The sequence below is a fragment of the Streptosporangium heterodermiicola genome (assembly GCF_051390675.1).
Classification (GTDB): Bacteria; Actinomycetota; Actinomycetes; order Streptosporangiales; family Streptosporangiaceae; genus Streptosporangium.
Genome location: NZ_JBPJSR010000006.1, coordinates 269,018 through 283,314 on the forward strand (window position 1 = coordinate 269,018; position 14,297 = coordinate 283,314).

Consider the following 14,297-nt stretch of genomic DNA (forward strand, 5'->3'; position numbering starts at 1 on the left):
CCTCGAAGAGGACCGTGCCGCCGCGTCGGGCGGGGTGGGCGAGGGCGGTGACGCGGGTTCGCGTGGCCTCGCCGTGCGGGGTGGCTGTGACGACTCGTCCGCGTGGGATCCGGCCGCGTCGTCCGGGATGGCACGGTGTCCGACGCCGGACGGGAAAGCCCCTGTGGATCGATTCGGCTGATCGGGTGAGATCACCGGAACATCCGAGCGTGCGGGGCGGCGGTAGTCTCGCGCGGTGGCTGCCCGGGACGGCTGTCAGGCGGCGTGGTGCGGGAAAAACGTCAGGTCGCGCGGCCCATCCTCGTGGCCGCGCGACCCGGCGTCGTTGTGATTGATCACCACAAACTATCTCCCTTTACTCACCCCAGAGGGCGCTCCCGGAAACCATGGTGCCTCAGAGACCGTAAAGGCCGTGTAAGCCGTACCGAATGTCCGACCCGGTGTGCGACCTGAGTCGTACACCGGGTTCCACCTTGAGGGGGAAGGTCGCTGATCTGGGCGTCCGTATCGTAGTGATGTGTTCGGCAGACTACGCGCCTGGAGTGGGCGCCATCCCAGGATCACGGACGCCCTGTGGCTGATTCCGTTCCTGCTGGTCTCGCTGCTCAACGTCTGGACCGTCGGGGTGGTCGACCTGGTGGCCTGGGGGGCGGCGAAGCTCGGCGCGTGGGGGTTCGCGGGGCTGTCGCTGTTGCTGTTCGTGCCGCTGTTCTGGCTGCGCGAGCGTCCTGTCGCGGTCTTCGCGATCATCTCGCTGACCTCTTTCGTCCAGTGGCTCGCCGGGGTGCCGACCCTGTTCTTCAACGTCTCGGTGCTGGTCGCCATGTACGGCGTGGCGTCGCGGCGCCCGTTGCGCTGGGCGGTCGGGGCGGGCCTGGTGGTGGAGCTGGGGTTGTTCCTGGTGTTCGGGCGGGTGCCTCAGGGGCTTGACCCGGGTGCGTTCGCGACGGCCTCGGCGTTCGCGATCGCGATCTGGATGGCGGGGATCTACGCGAACACCCGCCGCCGTTACCTGGAGGGGCTGGAGGAGCGGGCCGAGCGGGCGGAGCGGGAGCGGGATCAGCAGGCCAGGCTGGCGGCCGCGGCGGAGCGGGCCCGGATCGCCCGTGAGCTGCACGACGTGGTCGCGCACAACGTGAGTGTGATCATCGTTCAGGCCGACGGGGCGGGGTACGCGATCGACAGCGATCCCGAGCAGGCGCGCAGGGCGATGCAGGCGGTCTCGGCGACGGGCCGCAGGGCGCTGGCGGAGATGCGGCGGATGGTGGGCGTGTTGCGGGCCGACGGTGTCCAGGAGGAGTACGCTCCGCAGCCGAGCCTGTCGCAGCTGGACGCTCTGGTGGCGCAGGTGCGGGAGTCGGGGTTGCCGGTGGAGCTGCGGGTGTCCGGCGTTTCCCGGGAGCTTCCCGAGGGGGAGCAGCTGACGGTCTACCGGATCGTGCAGGAGGCCCTCACCAACACCCTCAAGCATGGCGGTCCGGACAGCAGGGCCACGGTCGAGATGGAGTACGGCGCGCGGGAGCTGCTCCTGCGGGTGACCGACGACGGTCGCGGTGCCGCGACGCCGGAGCGTGAGGGCGGGCACGGCCTGGTCGGCATGCGGGAGCGGGTGGCGTTGTTCGGCGGGAGCGTGGAGGCGCGGCCCGTGCCTGGCGGCGGGTTCCAGGTGGTGGCGCGGCTGCCGATCGGTGACGCCGGGGCGGGGCGGGCGGCTTGACGGGGCACGCGGTGGACGACCAGGTGATAGACGGAGCGCGCGGTGGGTGACCAGGTGATCCGGGTGATGCTGGTCGACGATCAGGAGTTGCTGCGCACCGGTTTCCGGATGGTTCTCGGCGCCCATCCCGGGATCGAGGTCGTCGCGGAGGCGGGCAACGGGGCGGCGGCGGTGGAGGCGTTGCGGACGGTCGCCGTCGACGTGGTGCTGATGGACGTGCGGATGCCGGTCATGGACGGGGTGGAGGCGACGCGGCTGATCCGTTCGGTGGCGGGTGGGCCCCGGGTGCTGATCCTGACCACGTTCGATCTTGACGAGTACGCGTTCGCGGCGTTGAAGGCGGGTGCGTCGGGGTTCCTGCTGAAGGATGTGCCGCCCGCCGACCTGGTGAGCGCGATCCAGTCGGTGCATAGCGGGGACGCGGTGGTGGCGCCGAGCACGACGCGGCGGTTGCTGGAGCGTTTCGCGGTGCATCTGCCCTCGGCGGGGGCGGCCGAGCCCGCGGTGCTGACCGGGTTGACCGCCCGGGAGCGGGAGGTGCTGGTGCTGGTGGCGAGGGGATTGTCGAACATGGAGATCGCCGGTCGGCTGGAGCTGGCGGAGGCGACGGTCAAGACGCACCTGGGCCGGATACTGGCGAAACTGAGCCTCAGAGATCGAGCTCAGGTCGTCGTATATGCGTATGAATCAGGGATCGTAACTCCGCATTCGGCGGACTAGCATGATCTTATGACGCACCCTGACGGTCAGCTCCGCGCGTCGCACGCAGACCGGGACGTGGTTGTCGAGCAGCTGCGCGTGGCCGCCGGAGAAGGGCGGCTCACCCTGGAGGAGCTGGAGGAGCGGATCGAGCGGACGCAGGCCGCCAGGACGTACGACGACCTGAGGGTTCTCACCGCCGACCTGCCGCCGAACTCGTCGCTCGCCGCGCCGGGTGGCGGGGGCGGGGTCCTGGAGTTGCGGACGAAGCACGGGCAGGTGCGGCAGAAGGACTACTGGGTGGTGCCCGCGCGCATCGTGGCGAGTTGCACCTCGGGCAACGTGAAGATCGACTTCACCGAGGCGGTGTGCTCGCACCGCGAGGTGCTGCTGGAGGCGACCTGCGGGATGGGCAACATCGTGGTGATCGTGCCGCGCGGGTGGACCGTGTGGGTCGACTCGCTGACGACGAACATGGGCACGATCAGCAACAAGGCCACCGACCCGGGCCACCCGGACGCGCCGGTGCTGCGCGTCACCGGCAGGGTCGGCATGGGCAGCCTCAAGATCAAATACCCGCGAAAGTAGCGCCGGCCGCCTCGGCCGAACGGCCGATGCCGCGCTACGACGGAGGTCGCGCCCGTCCTTCTCCGGGCCTCCTCCGTAGCACCGCAAGTCAGGCTTAATGCCTGATGGATCCCTCTTTCCCCATCAATAACGTTTGGTCCGTCATAACGCCATACGTTGTTGAAGGAGAGCTGCCGTGACCATCACCGGAGAGGTCGGCGCGTGGGACGCGCGGGGAAGCGCGGTGCCGGCCGTGACGGCCAGGGGTCTCACCAAGGTGTACGGCCGGGGGGACACCGCCGTGCACGCGTTGCGAGGGGTGGACGTCTCCTTCTCGACGGGCGCCTTCACCGCGATCATGGGCCCTTCGGGGTCGGGGAAGTCCACGCTGATGCACTGCCTGGCCGGGCTGGACACGGTGAGCGGCGGGCAGGTGCGCGTCGGGGACGTGGAGCTGACCGGGCTCAACGACAAACAGCTCACCATGCTCCGCCGCGAACGGATCGGCTTCGTCTTCCAGGCGTTCAACCTGCTGCCGACGCTGACGGCCGAGCAGAACATCCGGCTCCCTCTGGAGATCTCCGGGCGGCTCGCCGACCCCGCGCTGTTCGACCTGGTCGTGGAGACCGTGGGCCTGCGCGACCGGCTGGGTCACCGGCCCGCGGAGCTGTCGGGCGGCCAGCAGCAGCGCGTCGCGGTCGCCCGCGCCCTGATCAGCGGGCCGCAGGTCATCTTCGCCGACGAGCCCACCGGCAACCTGGACTCGCGCAGCGGCGCCGAGGTGCTGTCCTTCCTGCGGACGTCGGTACGCGAGCTCGACCAGACGATCGTGATGGTCACCCACGACCCGGCCGCGGCCTCGTACGCCGACCGCGTGGTCTTCCTCCGTGACGGCCTGCTGGTCGACGAGCTGACCGGGCCGACGCCGCAGTCGGTGCTGGACACGCTGATGAAGCTGGAGGCGTGAGGTGCTGAGGACGACGCTGGCCGGGTTGCGGGCGCACCGGCTGCGGCTGCTGCTGACGTCGCTGGCCATCGCGCTGGGGGTGGGCTTCATCGCGGGGACGTTCGTGCTGACCGACACCATCGACGCGGGTTTCACCGAGAAGTTCTCGGCGGCGGCCGACAGGATCGACGTCGCCGTACTCCCCCGGGCCGAGGGGAACGAGGCTCCGGCAGCCTCCGAGGCGACCCTGGAGAGGATTCGCGCCGTGGACGGCGTGGCCGACGCCCAGGGGCTGGTGCGGGGCACGTCCGCCCTGCTCGGCAAGGACGGCAAGGCCGCCGGGGACTTCCCCACCGCGGGCATCTCCCTGCCCGAGGGCGACCTGAACCGTACCTCGATCGTGAGCGGCGCGGCCCCGAGGGGCGCTACGCAGGCCGTGCTCGACGAGGGCACCGCCAGGACCAGGGGTTTCAGGCTCGGTGACGTCATCGCGGTGCTCGACGCGAAGAACGTCCGGCACGAGTTCACACTGGTGGGCCTGTTCGACATCGGCCTGGACCAGGAGCTCGGATACTTCGGCGCGGTCGGCTACACCACGGACACGGCCAAGGAGATGACCGGGCGGAAGGGCTACCGGGAGATCGACGTCGCCGCCGCCGAGGGCGTCACCCAGGAGGCGCTGCGCGGCTCGGTCGCCGCGGCGGCGGGCGCGGGTCACGAGGTCAAGACGGGTGAGCGGTACGCGGCGGACCTGGCCAGGTCCAACGGCGCCAACAGTGACTTCCTGATGCTGGGCCTGCTGCTGTTCGGCGTGGTGGCGATGTTCGTGGCCGCGCTGGTCATCTACAACACCTTCAACATCCTGGTGGCCCAGCGGACCCACGAGATGGCGTTGCTGCGGTGCGTCGGGGCGACGCGTGGACAGGTCTTCGGGTCGATCGTGCTGGAGTCGGCCGTGGTCGGCCTGCTGTCGTCGGTGCTCGGCCTGCTGTTCGGCTACGGCCTGGGCGCGGGGGCGCTCGCCGTGCTGGCGGCGTTCGACGCGCCGCTGCCCTCGGCCGCCGCGACCACCCTGACACCGCGTACCGTCGTCCTGGGCCTGGTCATCGGTCTGACGGTCACGGTCGTCGCGGCGCTGCTGCCCGCGCGGGCGGCGACGCGGGTGGCGCCGATCGCGGCGCTGCGCTCGCAGACCGAGGAGCGGACCTTCAGGGCCGGTCTGGTACGGATGATCTTCGCCGGGTTGTTCCTGGTCACGGGCGTGGGTGTCTCGGTGGCCGGGATGTCCATGAAGCCCGGCGAGACCGCCCTCGTGGTGGTCATGGCCGGTTGCTCGCTCGTCTTCCTCGCGGTGCTGGTCCTCGGGCCGGTGATCGTCAGGCCGCTGTCGGCCTTCGCGGGGTGGGTGCCCGCCAGGATCTTCGGTGTGCCCGGCAGGCTCGCCGTGGACAACTCCCGGCGCAACCCGAAGCGGTCGGCGACCACCACCGTGGCGCTCACCGTGGGCGTGACGCTGATGACGGTCATCAGCGTCGTCACCGGCACAGTGCGGGTGACGTACACCCAGCAGCTCGACGAGCAGTTCCCCTTCGACTACCTGGTGCAGACCCAGGAGCGCGACTCCGGCCTGCCCCGCGCGATCGCGGAGGACCTGCGGACCAGGCCCGAGCTGGCCTCGGTCATCGCGTTCCGCGAGACCACCGCGAGGCTCGCGACCGGGACCGCGCGGTACGACGTGGGGACCTTCACCCCGACACCGGGCTTCGACCCGCCGCTCGACGCGGGCTCACTCGACCGGCTCGTGCCGGGCACCGCGCTCGTCGCCGAACGCGTCGCGGAAAAGCTCGGGATCGGGCTCGGCGACCGGATCACCGTACGGACGGCGAAGGCGGGCGCGGTCGCCCTAACGGTCGTGGGCGTCTCCGACATCGACGCGAGCCTCGGCGCCCTGACGGTGCCCGAGCGGGACTTCGACCACTACTTCGGCGGCGAGGTCGGCGACACCAGAGTGATGATCAAGCACCGGGACGGCGTGGACCCGGACCGGGCGCTCGCGGTGGTCGAGGCGGCGACGGAGCCGTACCCGACGGCGAAGGTCGCCAGCTCGACGGCGATCCGGGGCGAGTTCGACGAGGCGCTCGACATGATGCTGATGATCATCACGGGGTTGCTCGGCCTCGCGGTGCTCATCTCCCTGCTGGGCATCGCCAACACGCTCTCCCTGTCGGTCCACGAACGCACCCGCGAGTCCGCGCTGCTGCGGGCGCTCGGCCTGACCCGGCCCCAGCTGCGGCGGATGCTCTCGGTCGAGGCACTGGTCCTGGGCCTCATCGGCGCGCTGGTCGGCGTGGTCCTGGGCATCGCGTTCGGCTGGGCCGCCGCGCAGACGATGACCGACAACGTCGTCTTCCAGCTGCCGGTACCGCAGATCCTGTCGTTCGTGGCCCTGTCCGGCCTGGCCGGGGTACTCGCCGCCGTACTCCCCGCCCGGCGCGCGGCCCGCGCCTCGGTCGTCGGCGCCCTCGCGAGCGGCTGACCCGGGCCGGGCCCGTGGCGAAACCGGGGGCTCGGCGGGCGGGACCGGAAGGGCTGAGCACGGTCGGACGGGGCGAGACCGGGAAGAGCGAGCGGCTCGCGGCCCGGGCGGAGGGGGCCGGGTGGCGCCGGACTCACCCCTTGGGGCCCGGTCCGGCCGCACCCGGGCCGGGCCCCGGTGGCCGGGACGTCTCGCTATCGGGGGCGGCGTCCCGGCCACTGCTCGGCCACGGTCTCGGGGTTGAGAAGTGGCCGGATGACGATCTCGCCGGTGGTCCTGTCGATCACCACGCACCCGGATCCGACGGTGTCGGGCAGCACGCTGGGATCGTCGGACTCGGGCTCGTTCGACCAGGCGACATAGCCCTCGTTGAAGGCGTAGATCCTGATCTCGACGGCGGAGCCGGGCCCGCGGACCCCGTTGAAGTACTCCTCCGCCACCGCCCTCGCCTGGTCCGGGTTCACGCCGTCCTCCTCGTCTCGCGGGAACGGCCGCGGGAATCAGTCTCCGTGGAGAAAGCCGCGAGGAAAGGCGCCGGTGAGGCCGTCGAGGAAGGAAAAGGCATCACAGCCGCCGCCCCTCCCTGTCGATCACGACGCAGAACACGCCGGTCACCGACTCGTACGGCGGCTCCACCGCCATGTGGCCCCGCTGCGCGTCGATCCAGATCACCTCGCCGTCGAAGTTCACCGCGTTCCAGGCGTGGCTGCCCCCGGCCGGCCAGCGGTTGATGATGACCGCCGAGGAGCCGTGCCCCCCGGCCAGCAGCGCCTGCGCGATCGGAAGGTAGGAGTGGCGGCCCTGCCCCACGTACTGGAAGCGCTGCCCCAGCCACCGTTCCGCCCTGGCCACTCCCCCGGCCTCCCCGCTGAGCAGCGGCTTGCCCACCCGGTCGTACTCGGGCCTGCGCGGCGCGGCCACCGCCGGGGAGCCGTACCAGGTGGAGAGGACCGACAGGGCGCAGTCGATCGCGTTGGTCGCCCGGAACGGGTCGTCCGCCGGGCCGGTCCCGTTGACCAGCCTGATCCACATGCCGCGCGGGTCGGGGAAGCGGCGCGGGGTGCCCTGCTCGGTGAGGGGAACGGCCCGCAGCATGTCCTCCTCAGTCTGCGGATCGGGCCTGGCCAGCCCGCCCGCCACCCCGTACGGCCTGCACTGGTCCAGCCGCGCCGGACCCCAGCGCATCCGCTCCCGCTCGCGCGGCGCCAGCGGCACGGCCGGCACCTGGATCTCCAGCTCGAAATCCCGCCACCGCTGCCCGTCCACCGTCACCACGGGGTTGTAGACCCCCGAGGCCAAACTCCACTCGTTCACGGCTCCCCCGTCACCATCCCCTGGGAGCCAGATAGTAGGGCGGCCCCTTTAGCGACACCGAGGAGTTGACCATTTACAAGCCCGGCGCCCGCCCCGGGATGGGGCAGCGGAGAAGCGTGACCGCGCCTGCTCAGGACATAAGGTCGTCCAGCGTCGGGTGCTCCACGACCGGGTAGCGCCGCGAGCCGACCCCGATGTCCTTGAACCCGCTGGAGGTCGCCACGCAGACCACCGGCCCCTCGAAGTCACGCCGCAGCTTCCGGTACGCCGCCAGCCCGGCGACCCCCGACAGCTCCTGCCACAGCCCCTCGTGGGCGAGGTCGCGCTGTGCCGCCCGCAGTTCCTCGTCGGTCACCAGTACCGCCTCGCCTCCGCTGTCGCGCACGGCCACCACGCCCCTGTGCCCGCCGACCGGCCCGGCGATGGAGTACGCGTCGCTGGGTCCCGGCTCTACGATCGCGGCGGGCGCGCCGGTGGCGAGCGCCCGCGCGTGGGGCCCGCCCGCCTCCGGCTCGCAGGAGAAGATCCGCGGCGTCCGCCCGGCCACGCCGAGCAGCCGCAGCTCCACGAAGCCCTTCCACACCCCGTACAGCAGCTCGGCGTAGCCCGTGGGCGCGAACACCGCCGCCGGCACCTCGCCCAGCTGCAGGAACAACTCGTACGCGATCGTCTTGTAGCCCTCGGGCCCGAACGGGTGGCCGGTGTGCGTCACGGTCTGGTTGCTGACCGGGTGGTAGCCGAGCCGGTCCACGACCTCCCGCAGCAACGGCCAGCGCTTCCCACTCGGCACGGACACGACCGTGGCGCCGTACGCCCGGGTGAACGCCTGCACGGCCGGAGGCGAGTCGGCCGAGGTCAGCACGATGGCGCGCAGCCCGGCGCGGGCGGCGTACGCGGCGGCCGAGGCCCCGTGGTTGCCGGACGACGCCACGACCACGCCGGGCGCCCCGCAGGCGACGGCGGCGCTGACGGTGACACGGTTGAGCCGGTCCTTGTGCGACCAGGTTGGGTTGCTCGACTCGTCCTTGACGTAGATGTCACCGACCTTCACCAGCGGTGTCCCGCCCTCCCCGAGCGTGGGCGCGTCCAGCGGCGGCAACAACGGCGACCACCGCGCGATGTCCGGCCCGGGCTCCTGGCCGAACAGGCTCCCGTCCACCCGCGCGTAGTCGTAGACGACTTCCAACGGGTAGGCGATCTCGCTCGTACTCGTCAGAGGACAACCCCGGGTCAGCGGCGGGAACAGCGGAAACTCGACCGAGGCGTCACCGAGCGAACGCTGGCGGAGAGCGAGCGAAGGACCGTTCACACGAACGAATCCTACTGATCACTCCCGCGTACGCCGGGTAATCCGGCCGCCGGAACCATCCAGGATGAGCCGGAGCCGCGCATCTCCCTGGCCGGGAGAGCAGGGCTATGGCTCACACCGGAGTTCATCTCTACCGTCGTTCGGACCGCCTTGAGCAAACGGCATGGCCACCCGCCAAGGCGAACCCGTGCTCACCCGCTGCTCCCAGAGGCTCATCCAGAGTCTCGGGCACGACATATGGACGGAGCGCTCCATACCCCCTGGCATGCATAACCCCAGTGTGCCCATATGTGTTCACGGGTGTCCCCAAGGTGCGGCGGCGCGGGCACGAGGGAAGGCCGCGCCGCCGCACCGGCTCAGGGGGTACGGTAAGCCGCTCGGTGGTGAGGTCGCTGCGGTCGGATCACCAAGAGGGCGTCACTCGACACGGTGGTGACGATGGAGTCGCCCGTGGAGAACTCGCAGTAGATCGCGATGGGGTAGACGGGTGGCTTCCACCAGCGTTGGCCTCCGGCCAGTGGTGCGAGGTCGGCGAGGTGCGCCCACAGCAGGCCCGCGAACCGGTGACCGGGCTGTTGCCAGTCCTCGCCCCGTACCTGAGTGGTCACGAAGGGGTTGTCCGCATCGCGTTCGAACAGCAGGGCGTAGCCGTTGCGCAGGTCGGCGGCGGGCCGCACGATGACCCCTCGGGCACGGGCATCCGCAGGAACGTCGACTTTCCCCGCGTGAACGATCATGGCCGTTCTCCCGACCTGGCCGCGAGGATCAGTTTCACGACCTGTTCGGGGTGCTCGCTCCTCACGGTCTGCGGGTCGGTCCCGTTGCGCAGGGACACCAGGTAGCAGCCAGAACGCGGCCCCATGGTCACCGTGGCCTCACGCCGTCCTCCGGGAGCGATCACGGCCAGCTCGGGCGGATACCGGTTCATCCAGGAGCGGGGTGTGGGCCTTTCGCGGCAAGTTGGGGCATCCGGAAGGCTGGCGTAGAGCCAGAGGCTGATCGTCTGATGGCGCCGAGCGCGGATTCCTCGCTCGATGAGGAGTTGATGCACAACGGCCAGCGCCTTGTCATGGCGTTCCGCCGTGGCCTCGTCAATCACGTCCTGGGATTCAGCTGGTGCCGCGTGCTATGTCACCCGTCCTCCAAGGTCGAATCCGGAAAGCGAGAGGTTCGCTACTCGCTGTCACCGTGACCTTAGAAACGGTCAAGGGGTCTGCCGTACACAGCTTGTGCACAGCGGACCCCTTGACGCGTTCACCCTTTAGACGGCCATGCGACCTTGCAACGCCCGCAGCGGTTCGGGAATCCTGCGATGGACCCGCACGAGCTGGCGAACCGTCTCTCTCGCCGAGGGATGGAAGCGCACCATCTGGGGCGCCATCCGTTCAGCGTTGATCATGCGTCTGAGCGCCTTGTCGTTGTCATTGGCCCACAGGTGAGCCCGCGCCATGTCGATCTCGTGGTGCGACCGGCGCTCGTCATTGAGATCTCGCCCGGACATATCGACTCCCCGGTCCAGTCGGATGGCCTGATCGCAGTCGCCCAGCTCGACAGCCACCGCGCATCCATGGATGGCGGCGTTTCCTGGATTCGCCTGCAGGTCGTAAGAATCACGGCGATCTCTTGGGCTGATTCGCGCTATCGCCTCAGTCGCGGTTCCATGATGCTCCCAGGCATCCGCCGACTTCCCAGCCCTGGCGGCGGTAATGGCTGCGGTCAGGTGCAGTGAGCCGAAGACCTCCGTCGACACCGGGTTGTCTTGGTCGACCATGCTCGTCGCCTGCTTGATCATCTTGAGAGCGACATCCCAGGAGCCCAGGGTCATCAGCAGACGCGCCCGCCCCAAGGTGACCAGGTGAGGCAGGTGCGGATCTTCAGCGCGCTGGGCGGAGACCGTTGTTCGTTCTACAACGACCTGTGCCAGGTCGTTGTAACCGAGGCGGCGTACCAGCGACCCGGCGTGGCGCTGAGCGCGATTGAGCAAGCGCCACGCGCGTGCATCGCCCGACTCCATCACCTGCACGGTCAGTTCCTCCAGAACCGCAGGCAGCAGAGCACCGAGCTGGGCGTACGCCACGGATTTCTGGAATTTCCGAAACCTGACCAGCTCGGCGGCCAACTCATCGAGTGTCCGAGGAGACATGCCCAGCTCAGGTGTGACGTCCGCGTAGGCCAGGGCCATGCGAATAGCGGGGATGGCCATGTGAACGGCATCGCTGCGCTCGTCGGTTCCCCGATATGGCTGCCCATTGATTTCCGCTGGATCCACCGAGCAGGCCCGCGCGACAGCGCCGACAAGGGACGGGGTCGCGGGCCGGGAACCTGCCTCAACCTTGGCGATCAAGCTCCGCGAGACGTTCGCGAGCCCGGCCAAGCCTTCCTGGGTAAGGTTTCGAAGTTTGCGTACCTTGGCTATCCGCTGCCCGGTGTGCTCATTACGTTCGGCGTATGTCAGGTCAGGGTTCCAGTCTTGCCCGGTCATCTCGATGCCCTCCTCGCGACAGCGCGGCACCTCCACCATAATGAGCCGCCCCCGCCGCCAAGGGAAACATTCCCTCTTCAACAAGCCCTTCAACGAGGTCCGAGCACCATCCCCGCATGGCACTTACTTACTCTCTGGCGGCTCTGAGATCCCGCTTCTTCACCGACATGACAGCATCAATCAGCGCAGAGGTATCGACGAGATCCGGCAACGTAACATCCGCCCCCTCGTTTTCCAGCTCCTGAACCGTGTCGAGGCCCGAGGCGACCGCGATCACGTAGGTCCCGCTTTCCTTGCCCGCGCGAACATCTCGAACGGTGTCCCCGATGATTACCGTCGTCGACTCGTCGAAGGACGTCTCGTACTTGGCCCCCGCTCTCCTGCGGGCGACTCCGACCAGGTTCGCCCGGACACTGTCGTCGGATCCGTAGCCGCCCACCTCAAAATCAAGACCGGAGTCCAGGCCGAACGTGGCGACCTTGATGAAGGCATTTTGCTTGATATTGCCCGTTAGAACCGTCTGAACTATCCCGCCCAGATTTCCAAGAGCGGCTATCGCTTCTCGCGCCCCCGGAAGCTCGTATCCGCGCCTCTGTAATTCTTCCTGCCTGGCCTGCAGTGATCTTTCCAACGCGGCGTTCAGCATGGACGCGTGAGCGTCGGTCATCTCGATTCCGTGCTGGTCCATCAGGTCGCGCATAACCGCCGGATCGGTACGGCCATCGGTCCGCGCTCTGTGGATCGGGGGGCGGCCGGTGAGCAGTTCGTAGGCTCCGGCGTAGGTCTCCTTACTGACTCCGCCGTTCTCGATCAGCGTGTGGTCGACGTCCCACAACACCAAGATCCTGGAAGCCTCCGAGTTCACCGCGTCCCCTTCCTGACCGCCAAACACCATCAGCCTGTACGACACAGAAGGCTAGCCACCCCAAAACACTGCCGGAGAGAAGAACGGGTCAGGCGACCTCGACGGTGATGGTGTGCCAGCCGGTGGCGCCGTTCGGGGTGATGGGGGCTCGGTCGCCGGTCTGGGTGTAGCCGGTGGCGTCGGTGGCGCGGACCTCGATGGTGTGGCTGCCGGGGGTGGCGTCCCAGTCGTCGAGGACCCACTGGCGCCAGGTGTCGGCGGTGGGGGCCTCGGCGAGGCGGGTCTGGCGCCACGGGCCCTGGTCGACACGGACCTCGACCGCGTCGACGCCCTTGTGCTGGGCCCAGGCGACGCCCGCGACGACGTTCTTCCCCGCCGGAACGGTCGCGCCGTCCCTGGGCAGGTCGATGCGCGACTCGGTCTTGATCGGCCCCTTGGCGGACCAGCCCCTGGGGGTCCAGTAGGCCTCGTCCCGGTCGAAGCGGGTGACCTTGATGTCGGTGACCCACTTGGTGGCCGACACGTAGCCGTAGAGGCCGGGGACGACCTGGCGGACCGGGAAGCCGTGGTCGACGGGGAGCGGCCGGCCGTTCATGCCGAAGGCGAGCAGGGAGTCGCGGCCGTCCATGACGACGTCGACCGGGGTCCCGGCGGTCCAGCCGTCGGCGGAGGTGCTGAGCAGCATGTCCGCGTCCTTCCGGACCCCCGCGTCGCGCAGCACCCCGGCCAGGCTCACGCCCAGCCAGCGCGCGTTGCCGATGTAGGGGCCGCCGACCTCGTTGGAGACGCAGCAGAGCGTGACGTCGGCCTCGACCACGGCGCGTTTCATCAGGTCGGCGAAGGTGAGCTCCACGGGCCTGTCGACCAGGCCGTGGATGGTGAGGGTCCAGTCGCGCGGGTCGACCTGGGGGACCACCAGGGCGGTGTCGACCCGATAGAAGTCGTTGTCGGGGGTGACGAACGGCGACAGGCCCTTGATCCTGAAATCGACTCCGGCGGGCAGCGCGGCGAGGGGTTTCGCGGGCCGGGGCAGCAGGACGGCGCCGCGTGCCGCGTTCACCTCGGTCCGCCCCGAGAGCGCGCGCCCGGCCAGCCCCGCCACCCCGGCGAGGGCCACCCCGCCGACCGCCCCGGTCAGCAGGCCCCGGCGGTCGAAGGCGCGCAGGTCGTTCCCCGCTCGCATGACGGGCGGGGTCGACGGATCACCGCGCTCCCCGGCCCCCGGCAGGGGCTCGGGCAAGGGCTCGGGCAGGGGCGTCGTCCCGGCGCCGGCGCCACCGGGAACGCCTCTGGACAGGACAGCCGAGGAATCGGCCGGTGCGAGGGATCGGCGGATGAGCCAGCGCAGGGCGAGCATGGCGGCGCCGACCCCGGCCAGCGTCGGGACGACGTCCATGAGCCCGGAGCCTGAGCGGGTCAGCACGGCGACGATGCCGATGAGGCCGAACACGGCCAGCCCGGCCAGCCCGTACCGGAGGTCGCGGACGGCGGCTCTTCCCAGCGCGGCGGCGATCGCGGCCAGGATCAGGAAGATCCCGGCGAGCAACACGGTCTTGTCGCTCTCCCCGAAGGCGCGGATCGCCCATTCCTTCAGCGGGGCCGGGGTGAGGTCGACAACGGCGTTGCCGACCGCGACGACCGGGAAGGCGGCGGGTTTCACCAGGCCCGCGACGAGCAGCGAAACCGCCACCGCCACCGCGCCGGACACCAGGCCGATCAGCGCCGAAGCCCACGAGGGCATGCGCCTGTTGCTCTGCATGACTCCGACGCTACGCCCACACGGGACCGCAGGTTCTTACGCCCCGATTACAGCCCCGGCCGGACGCCCGCTCACTTTTTGTATGAGTCTCCGCGGCCACCCG

13 protein-coding genes are annotated in these 14,297 nt (G+C 69.8%); 5 read left to right on the forward strand and 8 right to left on the reverse strand.

Features of this window, described 5'->3' with window-relative positions:
* Positions 1-517 precede the first annotated feature (517 nt).
* The 5 genes from ACSC1Q_RS16035 (at position 518) to ACSC1Q_RS16055 (ending at position 6,465) form a co-directional block, all read left to right on the forward strand.
* The gene (locus tag ACSC1Q_RS16035) at positions 518-1,717 is read left to right on the forward strand and encodes a sensor histidine kinase (protein WP_436759497.1); all 1,200 of its coding nucleotides are present in this window, start codon (positions 518-520) and stop codon (positions 1,715-1,717) included.
* Positions 1,718-1,771: 54 nt separating this feature from the next.
* Complete coding sequence (locus ACSC1Q_RS16040) at positions 1,772-2,437, forward strand: response regulator (RefSeq protein ID WP_436759612.1); 666 nt, start codon at positions 1,772-1,774, stop codon at positions 2,435-2,437.
* Between the two features lie 9 nt (positions 2,438-2,446).
* Positions 2,447-3,004 carry a DUF1707 SHOCT-like domain-containing protein gene (locus tag ACSC1Q_RS16045; protein WP_436759498.1) on the forward strand — a complete coding sequence of 186 codons (558 nt, stop codon included), beginning with the start codon at positions 2,447-2,449 and terminating at the stop codon, positions 3,002-3,004.
* Positions 3,005-3,185: 181 nt separating this feature from the next.
* Positions 3,186-3,950, forward strand: coding sequence for an ABC transporter ATP-binding protein (locus ACSC1Q_RS16050; protein WP_436759613.1), 765 nt, complete (start codon positions 3,186-3,188; stop codon positions 3,948-3,950).
* 1 nt (position 3,951) lies between these two features.
* Positions 3,952-6,465 (forward strand): ABC transporter permease, encoded by a 2,514-nt coding sequence (locus tag ACSC1Q_RS16055; RefSeq protein ID WP_436759499.1) that lies wholly within the window; start codon positions 3,952-3,954, stop codon positions 6,463-6,465.
* Positions 6,466-6,659: 194 nt separating this feature from the next.
* Here ACSC1Q_RS16055 and ACSC1Q_RS16060 read toward each other — a convergent pair whose 3' ends face one another.
* The 8 genes from ACSC1Q_RS16060 to ACSC1Q_RS16095 all read right to left on the reverse strand — a co-directional run bounded on the left by ACSC1Q_RS16060 (position 6,660) and on the right by ACSC1Q_RS16095 (position 14,194).
* Entirely contained in the window at positions 6,660-6,929 is a 270-nt protein-coding gene (locus ACSC1Q_RS16060; protein WP_386155585.1) for an SUKH-4 family immunity protein, read from the reverse strand.
* Between the two features lie 100 nt (positions 6,930-7,029).
* Positions 7,030-7,779: a toxin glutamine deamidase domain-containing protein gene (locus ACSC1Q_RS16065; RefSeq protein ID WP_436759500.1), complete on the reverse strand. Its 750-nt coding sequence runs from the start codon at positions 7,777-7,779 to the stop codon at positions 7,030-7,032.
* 130 nt (positions 7,780-7,909) lie between these two features.
* Positions 7,910-9,088: a threonine synthase gene (locus ACSC1Q_RS16070; RefSeq protein ID WP_436759501.1), complete on the reverse strand. Its 1,179-nt coding sequence runs from the start codon at positions 9,086-9,088 to the stop codon at positions 7,910-7,912.
* Between the two features lie 356 nt (positions 9,089-9,444).
* On the reverse strand, positions 9,445-9,825 hold the full coding sequence (locus tag ACSC1Q_RS16075) for a hypothetical protein (protein ID WP_436759502.1): 381 nt from the start codon (positions 9,823-9,825) through the stop codon (positions 9,445-9,447).
* The gene (locus ACSC1Q_RS16080) at positions 9,822-10,016 is read right to left on the reverse strand and encodes a hypothetical protein (RefSeq protein ID WP_436759503.1); all 195 of its coding nucleotides are present in this window, start codon (positions 10,014-10,016) and stop codon (positions 9,822-9,824) included. The genes ACSC1Q_RS16075 and ACSC1Q_RS16080 overlap by 4 nt, the downstream gene beginning before the upstream one ends.
* A 333-nt stretch (positions 10,017-10,349) precedes the next feature.
* Complete coding sequence (locus ACSC1Q_RS16085) at positions 10,350-11,570, reverse strand: helix-turn-helix domain-containing protein (RefSeq protein WP_436759504.1); 1,221 nt, start codon at positions 11,568-11,570, stop codon at positions 10,350-10,352.
* Between the two features lie 127 nt (positions 11,571-11,697).
* Positions 11,698-12,480 carry an HAD family hydrolase gene (locus tag ACSC1Q_RS16090; RefSeq protein WP_436759505.1) on the reverse strand — a complete coding sequence of 261 codons (783 nt, stop codon included), beginning with the start codon at positions 12,478-12,480 and terminating at the stop codon, positions 11,698-11,700.
* Positions 12,481-12,523: 43 nt separating this feature from the next.
* Positions 12,524-14,194 carry a molybdopterin-dependent oxidoreductase gene (locus tag ACSC1Q_RS16095; RefSeq protein WP_436759506.1) on the reverse strand — a complete coding sequence of 557 codons (1,671 nt, stop codon included), beginning with the start codon at positions 14,192-14,194 and terminating at the stop codon, positions 12,524-12,526.
* Between the last annotated feature and the right edge of the window lie 103 nt (positions 14,195-14,297).